Origin of the sequence: Pantoea sp. AG702 (genome assembly GCF_003182295.1) — a bacterium.
Classification (GTDB): domain Bacteria; phylum Pseudomonadota; class Gammaproteobacteria; order Enterobacterales; family Enterobacteriaceae; genus Pantoea; species Pantoea ananatis.
Window position 1 is genome coordinate 633,750 of the sequence record NZ_QGTU01000002.1, and the last position, 16,622, is coordinate 650,371.

Consider the following 16,622-nt stretch of genomic DNA (forward strand, 5'->3'; position numbering starts at 1 on the left):
ATGCGCGCCATCTTAACACAGCCATTCGTGGAGTTTGCGGTGAGTGATCTACCCGTCAGCGCGGTGTTGCCTGACCTTCTGAGCGCGCTTAACGACGCCTCAAACATCCTGCTGGCCGCGCCCACTGGCGCAGGTAAATCCACCTGGTTGCCGCTTCAGCTTTTACAGCATCGGGCGATAGCGGGACGCATCATTATGCTGGAGCCGCGTCGGCTTGCCGCACGTAATGTGGCGCAACGCTTGGCAGAACAGTTGGGTGAACAACCCGGCGCGACCGTAGGCTACCGTATGCGTGGCGAAAGCTGCGCAGGGCCGATGACCCGGCTTGAAGTGGTGACCGAAGGCATTCTGACCCGAATGCTGCAGCAGGATCCCATGCTGGACGGCGTATCATTGGTTATCCTGGATGAGTTTCATGAGCGCAGCCTCCAGGCCGATCTGGCGCTGGCGCTGCTGCTGGACGTGCAGCAGGGGTTGCGTGAAGATTTGAAAATCCTGCTGATGTCGGCGACGCTCGATAACGCCAGGCTGGCAGCCTTGTTACCGAATGCCCCTCTCATTACCTCGGAAGGGCGGAGCTACCCGGTTGAACGCCGCTACACGGCGTTGAGCCAGACTCTGCGGTTTGAAGAGGCGGTGGCGCGCGAAGTCGCGCAGTTGCTGCGAGAGGAAACGGGCTCACTGCTGTTGTTTCTGCCTGGCGTTGCGGAAATCGAGCGGGTAAAGCGAGAGCTGGAAGCGCGCGTTGACGCTGATGTGGATCTGACTCCGCTGTATGGCGCACTTCCCCTTGCGGCCCAGAAACGGGCCATCCTGCCTGCCGCCAGCGGACGCCGCAAAGTGGTGCTGGCGACCAACATCGCCGAAACCAGCCTGACAATTGAAGGCATTCGCCTGGTGGTGGACAGCGCGCAGGAACGAAGCGCGCTGTTTGATGCCCGCAGCGGTGTGACGCGGCTGCAGACCCAGCGCGTCAGTCAGGCCTCCATGACGCAGCGCGCCGGACGAGCCGGACGTGTCATGCCCGGTATTTGCCTGCATCTGGTAGCGCAGGAACAGGCCTCACGCGCGCCTGCGCAGAGCGAAGCGGAAATTTTGCACAGCGATCTCACCTCGCTGTGGCTGGAGCTGCTGCAGTGGGGATGTACCCGTATCGATCAGCTACAGTGGATCGATCTGCCGCCGGAAAAGCATTTGCGTGCGGCCCGGCAGCAGCTGTTGCGGCTGGGGGCGCTGGACGATCAGGGCCATCTTAATGCCCTGGGACGACGAATGGCGCAGTTGGGCAGCGACGCCCGTCTTAGCGCGATGTTATGTGCGGCAGGCGGTGACGCTGATGCCGTTGCCAGCGCGGCCTTGCTGGTGGCCATTCTGGAAGATCCTCCTCGCAGCGCCAGCGTCGATTTACGTGACGCGCTTTATCGTCCATCGCCTCAGTGGCAACGCCGCGCACAGCACTGGCAAAAACGCATCGGCGTCCTGGGTGGCCGGGTGGACGAAGACCGGTTTGCCGCGCTGCTGACCGCTGGATTCAGCGATCGCCTGGCACGACGTCGCGATAACAGCGGCCGGTATCAGCTCGCTAACGGACTGGGCGCGATGCTGGACGAACAACAGGCACTGACGCGTTACGAATGGTTAATCGCGCCCACATTGTTACAGGGCAGCAGCGCGCCGGACGCGCGCATCCTGCTGGCCATGCCCGTCGATATTGATACCCTGACGCAACAGTGTCCGCTGCTCGTTGAACAGCGTACCGAGGTGGAATGGGATGAGGAGAAAGGCACACTGCGCACGTTGCGGCGTGAGCAGATTGGCGAACTGGTCCTGAAAACCCAACCGCTTGCCCGGCCCGATACAGAAGTACTGCAGGCGGCCATGCTACGGTGGATCAGTAAAAAAGGACTCTCGGTGTTGGGCTGGACGCCGGCGTCCGGGCAGTTGCGCCTGCGCATTCAGTGTGCGGCCCAATGGTTACCCGATGAGCCGTGGCCTCAGGTTGATGACGCCAGCCTGCTTGAGTCGCTCGAACACTGGCTTCTGCCTGAGATGAGCGGAGTGCGCGACCTGAAGAGTTTACAGTCCGTGAACCTTGTCAGCGCGCTCTTACATTTGCTCACATGGTCACAACGTCAGCGGCTGGATACTGTGCTGCCAACTCATTACACTGTGCCCACCGGAAGTCGGCTGCCCATCCGCTATGATGCGGATAAACCGCCTGCACTGGCGGTACGCATCCAGGAAATGTTTGGCGAAGCCAGCAATCCGACCGTGGCAGAAGGGCGGGTTCCACTGGTACTGGAGCTGTTATCGCCCGCCCAGCGCCCTTTACAGATCACCCGCGATCTTGCGGCCTTCTGGCGGGGTGCCTATGCGGACGTGCAAAAAGAGATGAAAGGGCGTTATCCCAAACATCCCTGGCCTGACGATCCTGCCTCTGCCTTGCCGACAAGGCGGACAAAAAAGAATACGTCACAGGGCGGAACCTCAGGTTAATTCAGAGGGTTCTGCCATGCGACAGTGAAGAAAGCAGTTAGAGTAGCGGCGCAGCCGTAAGCTATGTCTGGAGAATAAAACGCATGTCTGGGAACGATCGCGAACCTATTGGGCGCAAAGGAAAACCGCTGCCACCGCGCAGCAGCGCCCGCCGTGGGCGGCGCAGAGACATCGATGACGATGCTCAGGACGATTTTGATGATGACTACGAGGAGGAAGCGCCGGTGCCACGTAAAGGTAAAGGTGGAAAACCGCCGCGCGGCAAACGCCGTTGGCTGGGATGGTTAATTAAGCTGTTCCTGGTATTTGTGGTGGTAATGGCCGCGTGGGGCGTATACCTCGACTCGGAAATTCGCAGCCGTATAGACGGGAAAGTCTGGCAGCTGCCCGCTGCCGTATATGGTCGTATGGTCAGCCTTGAACCTGGCATGGCCTACAACAAAAGTGAAATGATCGCGCTGCTTGAAGGCACGCAATACCGTGAAGTTTCACGTATTACGCGCCCGGGTGAGTTCTCGGTTAAGGGCAACACCATTGAACTGTTGCGCCGTCCGTTTGATTTTCCGGACAGCAAAGAGGGGCAGATCCATGCCCGTATGACCTTTAGCAAAGATGAACTCAGCGAGATTAAAAACGTTGAAACCGGACGTGATTTTGGTTTCTTCCGTCTTGATCCACGTCTGATTACTATGCTGCAGTCACCCAACGGTGAACAACGCCTGTTTGTGCCCCGTGCGGGTTTCCCGGATCTGCTGGTTGATACGCTGATCGCCACCGAAGATCGCCATTTTTACGAGCATGACGGTATCAGCCCCTATTCTATCGGTCGTGCCTTCGTCGCGAATATTACGGCAGGTAAAGCGGTGCAGGGCGGCAGCACGCTGACTCAGCAGCTGGTAAAAAACCTGTTCCTGACCAACGAGCGTTCACTGTGGCGTAAAGCGCGTGAAGCCTATATGGCCGTGATCATGGACGCCCGTTACAGTAAAGATCGCATTCTGGAGCTTTACCTTAACGAGGTGTACCTCGGCCAGGCAGGTAACGATCAGATTCGTGGTTTCCCCCTGGCCAGCCTTTACTACTTTGGCCGACCGGTAGATGAACTGAGCCTCGATCAGCAGGCAATGCTGGTTGGCATGGTAAAAGGTGCTTCGCTCTATAATCCATGGCGTAACCCGAAGCTGGCGCTGGAACGACGCAATCTGGTTCTGCGCTTACTGCAGCAGCAGAAAGTCATCGACCAGGAACTGTATGACATGCTGTCAGCCCGTCCGTTAGGCGTGCAACCGAAAGGCGGTGTGATCACGCCTCAGCCTGCCTTTATGCAAATGGTGCGTAATGAGCTGCAGGCGAAGCTGGGCGACAAGGTCAAAGATCTGTCGGGTGTGAAAATTTTCACCACGTTAGATCCGGTCTCACAGGATGCCGCTGAAAAAGCGGTGATCGACGGTATTCCCACCCTGAAAAAGCAGCGCGGTTTGAAAGATCTGGAAACCGCAATGGTGGTCGTTGACCGCTTCACGGGTGAAGTTCGCGCGATGGTCGGCGGCGCCGATCCGCAGTTTGCAGGCTATAACCGTGCGTTACAGGCTCGCCGTTCAATTGGTTCTCTGGCGAAACCCGCGACGTATCTTACCGCACTGAGCCAGCCGAATACGTACCGGCTGAATACCTGGATCGCCGACGAACCTATTGCGCTGAAACAGCCCAACGGCAGCGTCTGGAAACCCATGAATGACGACCGCCGCTTCAGTGGCAAAGTTATGCTGGTGGACGCGTTAACCAACTCTATGAACGTGCCAACGGTGAACCTGGGCATGACGCTGGGGCTCAATGCAGTGGTGGATACCTGGACCAAACTGGGCGTGCCAAAAGATCAGCTCAACCCGGTGCCGGCTATGCTGCTGGGCGCACTCAACCTGACGCCGGTTGAAGTTGCCCAGGCATTCCAGTCGATTGCCAGCGGAGGGAATCGTGCCGATCTGTCTGCAGTGCGCTCCGTCATTGCGGAAGACGGAACCGTACTGTACCAGAGCTTCCCACAGGCCCAGCGGGTTGAACCGGCGCAGGCGGCCTATTTAACGCTCTACACGATGCAGCAGGTTGCCGATCACGGTACAGCGCGCGCCCTGGGCGCGCGTTTCCCGAATGCGCATCTGGCAGGTAAAACAGGCACCACAAACGACCTGATCGACAGCTGGTTTGCGGGCATCGACGGTAAAGAAGTAGCGATAACCTGGGTAGGGCGTGATAACAACCAGCCCACCAAACTGTACGGTGCCAGCGGCGCCATGCAGATCTATCGTCGCTATCTTGATAACCAGGCACCCATGCCGTTGCAGCTGACGCCGCCTGAAGATGTCACGATGATGAATATAGATTCGGCAGGCAACTTTGTTTGTGGCTCGGGCAGCAGCACCTGGCGTTCGCTACCGGTTTGGGCGCTGGATCCCAACGCGCTGTGTCAACAGCAGCAGCAGCAGGTTCAGCAGCAGCAAATGCAGCAGCAACAACAGCAACAGCAGCAACAATTGCAACAGCAGCAACAACAGGAACAGAAAGACAGTGATGGCGTTGCGGGCTGGATAAAAGATATGTTTGGTAAATAACCGGCTAAAAGCGGTTAAAAAAGGCACTCAGGTGCCTTTTTTTGTGCCTGCTGATGATGAAGGAATCGAGCGACAAACAGCGCCACTGAAGGGAATTCCGCTTGCAGAAAATGTTGGATCTCGCATATTATCGAAACGTTATAATAATCATTATCGTTTCGATTCGCTTATTCATCCCCATTTGAGAGACACCTTCATGACTGCGCGCACCACCACTTTTGGTTTCCCACAAAGGTTATTTACCCGTCGCCCTCTGGCACTGATGATTGCGCTGCTTTCCGGCGGCGCAAGTTCGCTGGCCTTCGCCGAACAAACGGTGGTGGTTTCGGCCAACGGTGGTGCCGCTGTCGGGCAGGAAAATCCGTGGGGACCGGCGGCCACCGTTGCTGCGAAACGCAGCGCTACCGGTACCAAAACGGATACGCCGATTGAAAAGAACCCGCAGTCGGTTTCCGTGGTCACGCGTGAAGAGATGGAGATGCGCAACGTCAGCAGCGTCAAGCAGGCGTTTAACTATACGCCAGGCGTACTCACCGGCAACCGCGGCAGCTCTTCGGTCATTGACGCGCTGTCGATTCGCGGCTTTAGCGAAACCAACACCAACCAGTATCTTGATGGGCTTAAGCTGCAGGGTGACAACTACTCTGAATTCGCTATCGATCCCTATTTTCTGGAGCGGGCTGAACTGCTGCGCGGTCCGGTTTCCGTGCTGTACGGTAAAAGCAATCCCGGCGGGGTTGTCGCTTTAGTCAGCAAGCGTCCCACTCAGGAAACGCTGCGCGAAGTCCAGTTCCAGATGGGCAACCATAATCTTTATTCCACCGGTTTCGACTTTGGCGGTGCCATAGACGATGCGGGCGTATACAGCTATCGCCTGACAGGCCAGGCCAGCAGCCAGGATGCCCAACAGGCGAACAATAAACAAAAGCGTTACACTATCGCCCCTTCATTCAGCTGGCGTCCGGATGAAAATACCCGTTTAGATCTGCTGACCTATTTCCAGAACGAGCCGGACACCGGCTATTACGGCTGGCTGCCGCGTGAAGGGACCGTTGTGCCGATCACCCGGCCTGATGGCAGCCAGTACAAACTGCCGACCAACTTTGATGAGGGCGAGAAGAGCAACCGCATCTCACGCAACACCAAAATGCTGGGCTACAGCTTCGAGCACCGTTTTGATGATACCTGGACGGTGCGTCAGAATCTGCGCTATGCCGAGTTAACCACGGATTACCGCAGTATTTACGGCTTTGGTTATAATCCGGACACGCAGCTGATTACGCGCAATTCAGCACTTTCCAAAGAGAAGCTGAACCAGTTTGCTGTGGACAATCAGGTACAGGCTAAATTTGCCACCGGTGAACTCGCTCATACCTTATTGCTTGGCGTTGATTTCCAGCGTACCCGTAATGATATTGACGCACAGTTCGGTACAGCAACAGCGTTAAATCCGTTTAACCCGCAATATGGCAATGATACGACTTCGCCCTATGCTGAACCCTACAAGCACTTAAATAAACAGCGCCAGACAGGTTTGTATGCGCAGGATCAGATGGAGTGGGATCGCTGGGTTCTGACGTTAGGTGGCCGATATGATTACGCCATGACGTCAGTATACAACCGCTATAACGGTAATCTCGATCGTCAAAACGATCAGGCCTTTACCTGGCGCGGCGGTCTGAACTACGTATTCGATAACGGTATCGCACCTTACTTCAGCTACAGCGAAGCCTTCCTTCCTAATGCGGGCTCGACGTATGAGGGGAACGCGTTCGATCCTTCTCGGGCTAAGCAGTATGAAGCCGGTGTGAAATATGTACCGAAAGATCGGCCAATCGTCATGACAGCCGCGGTATATGAACTGACTAAGACCAAAAATCTGACGGCAGATCCCAACCCATTGCATCCGTTTGCCAGCATCCAGAGCGGCGAAATCCGTTCTCGCGGTGTGGAACTGGAAGCCAAAGCGGCGCTAAACGCCAACGTAAACCTGACGGCCTCTTATACCTATACCGATGCCGAGTATACGGAAGATACCCAGCTCCAGGGCAAAACCCCGGTACAGGTGCCCAAACACATGGCGTCACTGTGGAGTGACTATACCTTCCACGAAACCGCGCTGTCAGGCGTCACGGTCGGAGCGGGCGTCCGTTACGTGGGCGAAAGTCAGGGGCTGTATAGCACAGGTCCTGATGTCAACCAGAACTTTAGCGTGGCGGGTTATACCACTGTCGATGCTGCACTGAAATATGATTTAGGACGTTTTGGTTTGCCTGGCTCAACGGTAGGCGTTAACGTTAACAATCTGTTTAACCGCGACTACGTTGCCAGTTGTTACCGTGAGTATGCGTGCTACTGGGGCGCTGAACGGCAGATTACAGGTACCGCCACGTTCCGGTTCTGATAGATGAGGGCGCTTCGGCGCCCGTTTACAGGGATTACCATGCAGCTTCCGCAGCATCAACAAACGACCTTCCAACTGGAGAATGCCAGCTTTCGTGTACCCGGTCGCACGCTTCTCCAGCCGCTGTCTCTCTCTTTTACACCAGGCAAAGTGACCGCACTGATAGGTCATAACGGTTCAGGCAAATCCACGCTGTTAAAAATGTTGGGACGGCATCACGCGGCCAGCGAAGGCCGGGTGCTCCTTAACGGTCGGCCTGTAGAGAGCTTAAAAAGCAAATTGTTTGCCCGTGAGGTCGCCTATTTACCGCAGCAGTTACCGGCTGCCGAAGGCATGACGGTGCGTGAGCTGGTGGCCATCGGGCGTTATCCCTGGCATGGGGCGCTGGGACGTTTCAGTCAGGAGGACCGGGCACGCGTTGAGCAGGCGATTTCGCTCGTCGGATTAACGCCTTTTGCCTCTCGTCTGGTAGACAGCTTATCGGGTGGGGAACGGCAACGGGCCTGGCTGGCGATGATGGTGGCGCAAAACAGCCGCTGTCTGCTGCTGGATGAACCCACTTCCGCACTGGACATTGCCCACCAGGTGGACGTGCTGGCCCTGATTCAGACGCTGAGCCGGGAGCATGGCTTAACCGTCATTACCGTATTGCATGACATCAACATGGCGGCCCGTTACTGCGACCATCTGGTGGCATTACGTGGCGGCGGGCTTATCGCGCAAGGCGGCCCGGAGCACATCATGCAGGCGGACGTTTTGCAGGATATCTATGGTATTCCAATGGGGATCTTTCCCCATCCTGGCGGCGGCGCGCCGGTGAGCTTTGTGTGTTAAGGACAGGATAATGCCCGATTTATTCCGCCGTCGCCTGATGATGGCGATGGCGTTATCGCCACTGATGAGCCCCTTTTCACTCCAGGCGGCGCAGCCCGATCCCGCTCGCATCATCGCGCTGGAGTGGTTACCCACCGAACTGCTGCTGGCGTTAGGCGTTAAGCCCTTTGGGGTCGCCGATGTGCATAATTATAATATCTGGGTCGGGCAGCCAGCCTTGCCTGCCGGCGTGGTGGATGTTGGGCTGCGTACCGAGCCTAACCTTGAACTGATGACCCAGATGCATCCCTCCCTGATTCTCTGTTCAAACGGCTATGGACCGCCTAAAGAGAAACTCCAGCGTATTGCGCCCATTATGGGGTTTGACCTGCACGGCGGCGACGGTAAACCCTTGTCGCGCGCGCGTGTCTCGCTGCGCGCGCTCGGGGCCAGGCTGGGGCGGGAAGCTCAGGCTGAAGCGCATCTGCAATACGTGGATGCGGAAATCGCCGCAGCCCGTCAGCGTCTGGCTCCCTATGCCGGACGCGCTATCTTGCTGATGTCACTGCTTGACAGCCGCCATGCCATCACCTTCGGTAAGAACAGCTTATTCCTTGAAGTCATGGAACGGCTTGGCCTGAAGAATGCCTGGCAGGGAGAAACCAATTTCTGGGGAAGTTCAGTGATTGGCCTGGAAAGGCTGGCGGCGTTTCACGATGTCGAAGCCATCTGCTTCGACCACGACAATGCGGCCGTTATGCAGCAGCTGTCGCGCAGCCCGCTGTGGCAGGCAATGCCTTTTGTCCAAAGCGGTCATTTTCAACGCGTACCGGCGGTCTGGTACTACGGGGCAACATTGTCGGCCCTGCATTTTATACGCGTGCTGGAACATGCGCTGGAGAAGGTCTGATGCGGCATCGTTATTTTCCTGTCACCGTGCTGAGCGTCCTGTTTCTGCTCGCGCTGGCGCTCACCGCGATAAACCTTCAGCAGGCCCTGCCTCCGGGGCAGTGGACTCAGGCCTTGTGGTCACCGGATACCGCTAATGTCCAGCAGATGGTGTTTCACTACAGTTTGCTGCCGCGCTGGGCGCTGGCGCTGTTGGTGGGTGCCGGTCTGGGATTAGCGGGCTTGCTGTTTCAACAGGTACTGCGAAACCCGCTGGCGGAACCGGGAACGCTAGGGGTTTCATCCGGCGCACAGTTGGGGATCACCGTCGCCACATTGTGGCACCTGCCGGGCGGAGCACTCACCCAGCAGCTTGCCGCCTCAGGTGGTGCGTTGCTGGTGGGGGCGCTGGTCTTTAGCGTGGCCTGGAGTAAACGCTTATCGCCCGTTACCCTGATTCTGGCAGGGCTGATCCTGAGTCTCTACAGCGGGGCGGTTAATCAGATCTTCGCCATCTTCAATCACGACCAGTTGCAAAATATGTTTTTGTGGAGCACGGGCGCACTGAACCAGATGAGCTGGGACAGCGTTACCCAGCTCTGGCCGCGCCTGGTGCTGGCGCTGATACTGTCACTGGCACTTCTGCGGCCGCTGACGCTCATGGGGTTGGACGATGGCGTGGCAAAAAACCTCGGGCTGGCCCTGTCCGTCACCCGGCTAGCGATTCTGGCGCTGGCAATACTGCTGAGCGCACAGCTGGTGAGCGTCGCCGGCATCATTGGTTTTATCGGCCTGTTTGCGCCGCTGCTGGCAAGGCTGCTCGGTGGACGCCGCTTGCTGAGCCGCATGCTGCTGGCTCCGCTGATTGGCGCATTGCTGCTGTGGCTGGCGGATGCCTGCGTCCTGTGGCTTACGACGCACTGGCGCGAGGTTTCCACCGGCACGGTGACGGCGTTACTGGGCGTGCCGATTCTGCTCTGGCTGCTCCCGCGCCTGCGGACGGGGTCCGTTCCCCCCGCACTGGATCAGGGCGACAGCGTGCCGGTTGAACGTCATCATTTTCTGCGCTGGAGCCTGACCGGTCTGGTGGTGTTAGGCATGCTGGCCTGGCTCTGTCTGGCGTTTGGACGGGACGCGCAAGGCTGGATCTGGACCCAGGGTGACATGCTACAGCAGCTGCTACCCTGGCGCGCACCGCGCGTGCTGGCGGCCCTGGCGGTAGGCTTAATGCTGGGCGTAGCCGGTAGCCTGATTCAGCGACTGACCGGTAACCCGATGGCCAGCCCGGAAGTCTTGGGCATCAGTTCCGGGGCGGCCTGTGGTGTGGTCGTGATGCTATTCCTGGTACCCGGTAATGCGTTGGCGTTTCTGTTGCCTGCCGGTGCGCTGGGCGCAGCGGTAACCCTGGCGATCATTATGCTGGTTGCCAGCCGTGGCGGGTTTTCACCCGAACGCATGCTGTTGGCCGGGATGGCGTTAAACAGCGCTTTTGTCACCATTCTGATGTTGTTGATGGCCAGTGGCGATCCCCGGATGTCGGGTTTACTGACCTGGATCTCCGGCTCGACCTATAACGTCAGCGCCACCCAGGCGCTGCAAAGTGCAGGCTGTGCAGTCGTGCTGGTGTCGTTAGCGCCGCTGGCCAGCCGCTGGCTCACGCTGCTGCCTTTGGGAAGCGCCACGGCGCGCTCGGCCGGCATGGCGCTCACCGCCTCGCGGCTGGCGCTGCTGCTGCTGGCCGCGGCCTTAACGGCCAGTGCCACGCTGACGATTGGGCCATTGAGCTTCGTGGGGCTGATGGCACCACACATGGCGCGCATGCTGGGGTTCCGTCGCGCGTTGCCGCAGCTGTTGCTGTCGGGTGTGCTTGGCGCAGGTTTAATGATGATAGCTGACTGGTGTGGGCGAATGGTGGCGTTCCCAAACCAAATTCCGGCGGGATTGATGGCCACATTTTTAGGGGCACCCTATTTTATTTGGTTATTGCGGCGCGCTCGTTAAAAAATGACCGGCGTTTGCCGGTCTGCATTTTTTTACAGCTTAGCGAAGCAGCGACGGGCGGCATCGACAGTGTGCTGAATGTCCTCTGCGCTGTGCGCCAGCGACATAAAGCCGGCTTCAAAGGCGGACGGTGCAAAGTAAACGCCTTCTTCAAGCATCAGGTGGAAAAAGCGCTTGAAGCGTTCAACATCGCACTGCGTCACATCTTTATAGCAGGTGACGCTGTCGGCATCGGTAAAGAACAGGCCAAACATGCCGCCAACCTGATTCACCACCACCGGAATATTTTCCTGTTTTGCCGCGTCGAGCAGTCCCTGCGCTAACTGTGAGGTCAGACGATTGAGTTTGTCATGCATGCCCGGCTGGGCAATCTGGGTTAAGCAGGCATAGCCGGCAGCCATAGCGACAGGGTTACCGGACAGCGTACCCGCCTGATAAACCGGTCCGGTCGGTGCCAGTGCCTCCATGACTTCGCGACGGCCGCCAAAAGCACCCACCGGCATACCGCCACCGATGATTTTGCCGAGGCAGGTGAGATCCGGTTTAACGTTGTAGTACTCTTGCGCACCGCCCAGGGCAACGCGGAAACCCGTCATCACTTCATCGATAATCAGCAGTGCGCCAAACTCATCACAGAGCGCGCGCAGGCCGGGTAAGAATTCGGGTTGGGGCGGAATACAGTTCATGTTTCCGGCCACGGGCTCGACAATAATAGCGGCGATAGCCTGCGGATACTGTTCAAACGCAGCGCGCACCGAATCCAGATCGTTATATGTACAGGTCAGCGTATGCTTGGCAAAATCGGCGGGCACGCCCGGTGAGTTAGGCTGCCCCAGCGTCAGCGCACCGGAACCGGCTTTCACCAGCAGATGGTCGGCATGACCGTGGTAGCACCCTTCAAACTTGATGATTTTGTCGCGACCGGTAAAACCGCGCGCCAGACGAATCGCGCTCATGGTGGCTTCGGTGCCGGAGTTCACCATCCGCACCATTTCCATGCTGGGCACCAGTTTACACACCAGCTGCGCCATGGTGACTTCCATCTCGGTTGGTGCCCCGAAGCTCAGGCCGCGCTGGGCAGCCTCAATCACGGCCTGACGAATGCCATCATTGTTATGTCCCAGCACCATCGGGCCCCATGACCCAACATAGTCGATGTACTTTTTACCGTCGGCGTCATAAAGATATGCACCGTCAGCATGCTCAATGAACAGCGGAACGCCACCCACACCGGTAAACGCCCGTACCGGCGAGTTCACACCGCCGGGGATCAGGCGTTGTGCTTCGGCGAACAGTTCTTCAGACTTACTCATTTTCGGCTCCAGCAGTTCATAAAATATCGGGCTATTCTACGGAAGAGGGGCTGCTGACGAAAGGCCGCTATAATCATCAAAGTGAATCCGGCACAGAGTGCGAAGCTGAAAGCTTGATTGCGCCGGGTCGCTGGCAGATAATAGCAATATTGAGGTCGTTTTCTGACCCGGACGTTTACGGAGTAACTCATGAGTGATGAAGTAGTAGCACTGCCGTTGCAGTTTACCGACGCAGCAGCCAAAAAAGTTAAGAATCTGATTGCTGACGAAGAGAACCCGGCACTGAAGCTGCGTGTGTATATCACTGGTGGTGGTTGCAGCGGCTTTCAGTATGGTTTTACATTCGACGATCAAATGAACGACGGCGACATGACCATTGAAAAGCAGGGCGTCTCGCTGGTGGTTGATCCCATGAGCCTGCAGTATCTGGTGGGCGGTTCTGTGGATTACACGGAAGGGCTGGAAGGATCGCGCTTTATCGTCACCAACCCTAACGCCAAAACCACCTGCGGCTGCGGGTCGTCATTCAGTATCTGATTATCGGGCCGCCTCAGCGGGCGGCCTCGGCTACCATTCAACCGTCACCAGACGATCGTTCGTCCCGCTGCTTCCCTGTCGCTTTAACACCGTTTGTGTCACGCGCGGCTGTGCGTTTATCTGACGACCGCACTCAACCTGCGGCACAGACTGCCCCATTGAACGGTTAACTTCACAACGTGAATAGATGACGAGTCTGACGTTAATAGAGCCGGTCGTCGATCCCGCGTAGGCCTGCTGCGCGATCAGAAGCCCTATGGCCAGAAGCGGTGCTTTGGTCATATTTAAATTCCTGGTGTAGTCGAATGCGCTAAGCGCTAAAACGGACATCGGGCATACGTGGCACGTGTCTCATACTTAAAATTAACGGCAGTCAGGGTGATTTCTTTAGTTGACGGTGTAACGCATGCAGAACCGACAGCATTATTTACCCGGGTGCAGGCCTTTACACAGTTGGTCGGCGGCTAACAGGATGCGCGGTCCCGGACGGCTGAGCCAGTCGTCGTTAATGGCAATCACGCTGACGTTAAGCTGCGGTCGCCAGAACTGCGCCGTGTGACTCGCCTGCTGTGCATCACCTGTTGTGACGATGACCTGCGGATGGCGCATCAGCACCTGTTCCCGGCTCACCTGGGGCCAGCTCACCGCACTGTCGGCAAAGATATTCTGCCCGCCACACAGCCTGATGATATCGTTTTGCAGCGTCGCCTTAGCCGCGGTAAACATAGGCGAAAAGCCAAACTGCAGAAAGACGGGAACGGGATGTTGTGTGTGGTAGCGCTCCCGCAAAGCCGCTTCCTGCTGGCGCAGCTCCTCGGCGGCTTGTGCGGCACGTTGCGGAGCTGGACTCCACTTTGCTAATCCTGCCAGTGCATCAATCATGCCATCCAGCGTTGCGGCATTGACCCATTCAACCTTAATACCCAACTGCTGCAGCTGGTCTACCTGACGCTGCGGATTGCCGCCGCGCCACGCCAACACCACATCGGGTTTAAGCTGCAAAATACGTTCAAGATTGATGCCCTGCCAGTTAGCGACCTGTTCAATGTTTTTTGCTTCAGGCGGATAGCTGGACCAGGCGCTGACCGCAATCGGGGTAATACCTGCGGCAAAGGCGAGCTCAGTCAGATGGGGAGCAAGGGTGATGACGCGGGGTGGGGCAGCATACAGGCTGCTGCTCAACAGCAGCAGCCAGCACAACAACAGCCGTTTAGCCACGAGCCAGACGGGCCAGCAAATTTTCAACCATCAGTGACGACTGGCTGGCCGCGACGCTCAGAAACTCGTCAAAACTCAGGTGTGATTCCTTATCGGCCACGTCGGAAATCGCTCTGACGACCACAAAAGGCACCTGGAACTGATGACAGACATGGCCGATGGCGGTCGCTTCCATTTCAACCGCAATAGCCTGTGGGAAAGTCGCCCGGATGCGCGCCAGGGGCTCAGCCCCGTTGATAAACGCATCGCCGCTCACCACCAGGCCGCGAACCGCGTTCAGGTTGAGCTGCTTAATGCAGGCTTCCGCCTCGGCAATCAGGGTGCTGTCAGCCGTAAAGGCAGCCGGACAACCTGCCATCTGGCCCGGCTCATAGCCAAACGCGGTCACATCGGCATCGTGATAGCGCACTTCTTCCGACACCACGATGTCACCTACGGCTAACGTCGGGGCTAAACCGCCTGCGGAACCGGTATTAATAACGAGATCGGGTTTACACAGCTGCAGCAACAGCGTGGTGCCAAGGGCTGCCGAGGTTTTACCAATGCCTGATTTCAGCAAGGCAACGTCAACACCATTGAGTGTGCCAGTGTAAATTTCACAGCCCGCCAGAGACAGAGTCTGACGATTTTCAATTTTGTCACGCAGCAGGGTCACTTCCTGCTCCATTGCGCCAATGATGCCTGCTTTCATTTTGCGTCTCGCTAATGTAATGAATGTAAAAATCGGGCATAGTCTATCATGGCACTGACGGGATCATTTCACGAAAAAATAAGGGGACAGGTATGGCGGCGATCAATTTCAGGAAGAAGATCAGCTTCACTCGCCCTTATAGCAACCGTAAAGATCCGCAAGGTGAATATTTTATTACCCGCCATTTTGAAAGCGATCGTGGACGCATCATTAATTCGGCGGCCATTCGCCGACTGCAACAAAAAACCCAGGTCTTTCCGCTTGAGCGCAACGCCGCCGTCCGTTCACGCCTGACGCATTCGCTTGAAGTGCAGCAAACCGGTCGATATATCAGCAAAGAGATTCTGCAAACCTTAAAAATGCAGGGTGGGCTGGCAAAATATGGACTGGACGACATGGAAGGGGCCTTTGAAAGTCTGGTCGAAATGGCGTGTCTGTTGCATGACGTCGGGAATCCTCCGTTCGGGCATTTTGGCGAAGCTGCCATTAACGACTGGTTTGAAGATAATCTGGCTGCCGAACTGGTCGATCCGCTGGTGGCTGGCGTCGAAAGCGAAGAGCAGCGCCAGTCCTTTAATCAAATGAACGCTATGATTCGTCAGGATTTATGCCATTTTGAAGGCAATGCCCAGGCGATCCGTATGGTGCACACCTTGCTGCAGCTCAACCTGAGCTACTCTCAGGTGGCCTGTATTCTTAAATATACCGCGCCGGCATGGTGGCAGGGTGAGAAACCGGCCGAATTTAGCGTATTAATGAAAAAGCCGGGCTTTTATTTGTCTGAGCGGGAATATATCAGCGACCTCCGTGCCGCCACGCATCTGACGGAGCATCATCGCTTCCCGCTGACCTATATCATGGAAGCGGCTGATGACATTTCATATTGTATTGCCGATCTGGATGACGCCGTCGAAAAAGCCATTTTCAATGTCGACAGTTTGTATGAATTCCTCAGCAAAGCCTGGGGGCCAATAAATAACAATGATGCGTTCAGCCGTACCGTAGGTGAGGCCTGGCGCGAAGCAGGAAGTAAAAAACGCCGCAGCCGAAGCGATCAATTTTTCATGTCCCTCCGGGTTAATGTTCAGAACGTTCTGGTCACCTATGCCGTTAAACGTTTTATCGACAATCTGCCCGCTATTTTTGACGGAAACTTCAACCATGCATTATTAGAAGATGGCGGCGAAGAGGGGCGTTTATTACAAATATTTAAAACTGTAGCACGGCAGCAGGTGTTTAATCATTCCGAAGTTGAACAGCTGGAGCTGCAGGGTTATCGCGTCATAAAGGGGTTGCTTGAAATATACCAACCGTTAATGATGTTGAATTATGAAGACTTTACTACACTGATAAATGAAGATTTTTTGCGCAACCATCCGATTGAGACACGTCTTTTCCATAAACTTTCCGGAAAGCACAGAAAAGCCTATCTGTATAAAATGCGCACGCTGGTTGTTGAACACAAATATGAGCGTTTGTTATGGGAACGTTATTATCGCTTTCGTCTGATTCAGGATTACATTAGCGGCATGACCGATCTCTATGCCTGGGATGAGTACCGTCGTTTGATGGCGGTGGAATAAGCAGAGAATTGTAAAGAGCGCGAATAAATTTTTACCTTTGCCTAAAACTTTTCGAGGAACTTCGCGCTA

12 protein-coding genes are annotated in these 16,622 nt (G+C 56.4%); 8 read left to right on the top strand and 4 right to left on the bottom strand.

The genetic code is table 11. The features are described from left to right. From hrpB to fhuB, 6 genes are all read left to right on the top strand, one after another. Entirely contained in the window at positions 1 to 2,496 is a 2,496-nt protein-coding gene (gene hrpB / locus DFO57_RS09250) for an ATP-dependent helicase HrpB (protein WP_110015294.1), read from the top strand. An 83-nt stretch (positions 2,497 to 2,579) separates the two neighbouring features. Then, a complete protein-coding gene (gene mrcB / locus DFO57_RS09255) occupies positions 2,580 to 5,105 on the top strand; it encodes a bifunctional glycosyl transferase/transpeptidase (protein ID WP_072404436.1) in 2,526 nt (841 codons plus the stop codon). 196 nt (positions 5,106 to 5,301) lie between these two features. Next, complete coding sequence (gene fhuA / locus DFO57_RS09260) at positions 5,302 to 7,509, top strand: ferrichrome porin FhuA (RefSeq protein ID WP_026021066.1); 2,208 nt, start codon at positions 5,302 to 5,304, stop codon at positions 7,507 to 7,509. Between the two features lie 39 nt (positions 7,510 to 7,548). Then, complete coding sequence (gene fhuC / locus DFO57_RS09265; RefSeq protein WP_022622244.1) at positions 7,549 to 8,343, top strand: Fe3+-hydroxamate ABC transporter ATP-binding protein FhuC; 795 nt, start codon at positions 7,549 to 7,551, stop codon at positions 8,341 to 8,343. A 10-nt stretch (positions 8,344 to 8,353) separates the two neighbouring features. Beyond that, the gene (fhuD, locus tag DFO57_RS09270; protein ID WP_014592950.1) at positions 8,354 to 9,232 is read left to right on the top strand and encodes a Fe(3+)-hydroxamate ABC transporter substrate-binding protein FhuD; all 879 of its coding nucleotides are present in this window, start codon (positions 8,354 to 8,356) and stop codon (positions 9,230 to 9,232) included. Then, entirely contained in the window at positions 9,232 to 11,211 is a 1,980-nt protein-coding gene (gene fhuB / locus DFO57_RS09275) for a Fe(3+)-hydroxamate ABC transporter permease FhuB (protein ID WP_199226573.1), read from the top strand. The genes fhuD and fhuB overlap by 1 nt, the downstream gene beginning before the upstream one ends. Positions 11,212 to 11,243: 32 nt before the next feature. Here the strand turns inward: fhuB and hemL are convergent, their stop codons facing one another. Next, positions 11,244 to 12,524, bottom strand: coding sequence for a glutamate-1-semialdehyde 2,1-aminomutase (hemL, locus tag DFO57_RS09280; RefSeq protein ID WP_014592952.1), 1,281 nt, complete (start codon positions 12,522 to 12,524; stop codon positions 11,244 to 11,246). Between the two features lie 189 nt (positions 12,525 to 12,713). On the opposite strand from hemL, the gene erpA reads away from it, so the two are divergent. Next, positions 12,714 to 13,061 carry an iron-sulfur cluster insertion protein ErpA gene (gene erpA, locus DFO57_RS09285; RefSeq protein WP_013024674.1) on the top strand — a complete coding sequence of 116 codons (348 nt, stop codon included), beginning with the start codon at positions 12,714 to 12,716 and terminating at the stop codon, positions 13,059 to 13,061. A gap of 30 nt (positions 13,062 to 13,091) precedes the next feature. Here erpA and DFO57_RS09290 read toward each other — a convergent pair whose 3' ends face one another. The 3 genes from DFO57_RS09290 to mtnN form a co-directional block, all read right to left on the bottom strand. Further along, on the bottom strand, positions 13,092 to 13,343 hold the full coding sequence (locus tag DFO57_RS09290) for a hypothetical protein (RefSeq protein WP_014606555.1): 252 nt from the start codon (positions 13,341 to 13,343) through the stop codon (positions 13,092 to 13,094). Between the two features lie 141 nt (positions 13,344 to 13,484). Then, positions 13,485 to 14,279 (bottom strand): vitamin B12 ABC transporter substrate-binding protein BtuF, encoded by a 795-nt coding sequence (gene btuF / locus DFO57_RS09295; RefSeq protein ID WP_022622243.1) that lies wholly within the window; start codon positions 14,277 to 14,279, stop codon positions 13,485 to 13,487. Next, on the bottom strand, positions 14,272 to 14,970 hold the full coding sequence (mtnN, locus tag DFO57_RS09300; RefSeq protein ID WP_013024677.1) for a 5'-methylthioadenosine/S-adenosylhomocysteine nucleosidase: 699 nt from the start codon (positions 14,968 to 14,970) through the stop codon (positions 14,272 to 14,274). Before mtnN ends, btuF begins: the two co-directional genes overlap by 8 nt. A gap of 92 nt (positions 14,971 to 15,062) precedes the next feature. On the opposite strand from mtnN, the gene dgt reads away from it, so the two are divergent. Further along, complete coding sequence (dgt, locus tag DFO57_RS09305) at positions 15,063 to 16,553, top strand: dGTPase (protein WP_013024678.1); 1,491 nt, start codon at positions 15,063 to 15,065, stop codon at positions 16,551 to 16,553. Positions 16,554 to 16,622: the final 69 nt, after the last annotated feature.

Bases quoted from the DNA above. Each gene is read 5' to 3' on its own strand.
- hrpB (WP_110015294.1), top strand. From the start codon at position 1: ATGCGCGCCATCTTAACACAGCCATTCGTGGAGTTTGCGGTGAGTGAT.
- mrcB (WP_072404436.1), top strand. From the start codon at position 2,580: ATGTCTGGGAACGATCGCGAACCTATTGGGCGCAAAGGAAAACCGCTG.
- fhuA (WP_026021066.1), top strand. From the start codon at position 5,302: ATGACTGCGCGCACCACCACTTTTGGTTTCCCACAAAGGTTATTTACC.
- fhuC (WP_022622244.1), top strand. From the start codon at position 7,549: ATGCAGCTTCCGCAGCATCAACAAACGACCTTCCAACTGGAGAATGCC.
- fhuD (WP_014592950.1), top strand. From the start codon at position 8,354: ATGCCCGATTTATTCCGCCGTCGCCTGATGATGGCGATGGCGTTATCG.
- fhuB (WP_199226573.1), top strand. From the start codon at position 9,232: ATGCGGCATCGTTATTTTCCTGTCACCGTGCTGAGCGTCCTGTTTCTG.
- hemL (WP_014592952.1), bottom strand. From the start codon at position 12,524: ATGAGTAAGTCTGAAGAACTGTTCGCCGAAGCACAACGCCTGATCCCC.
- erpA (WP_013024674.1), top strand. From the start codon at position 12,714: ATGAGTGATGAAGTAGTAGCACTGCCGTTGCAGTTTACCGACGCAGCA.
- DFO57_RS09290 (WP_014606555.1), bottom strand. From the start codon at position 13,343: ATGACCAAAGCACCGCTTCTGGCCATAGGGCTTCTGATCGCGCAGCAG.
- mtnN (WP_013024677.1), bottom strand. From the start codon at position 14,970: ATGAAAGCAGGCATCATTGGCGCAATGGAGCAGGAAGTGACCCTGCTG.
- dgt (WP_013024678.1), top strand. From the start codon at position 15,063: ATGGCGGCGATCAATTTCAGGAAGAAGATCAGCTTCACTCGCCCTTAT.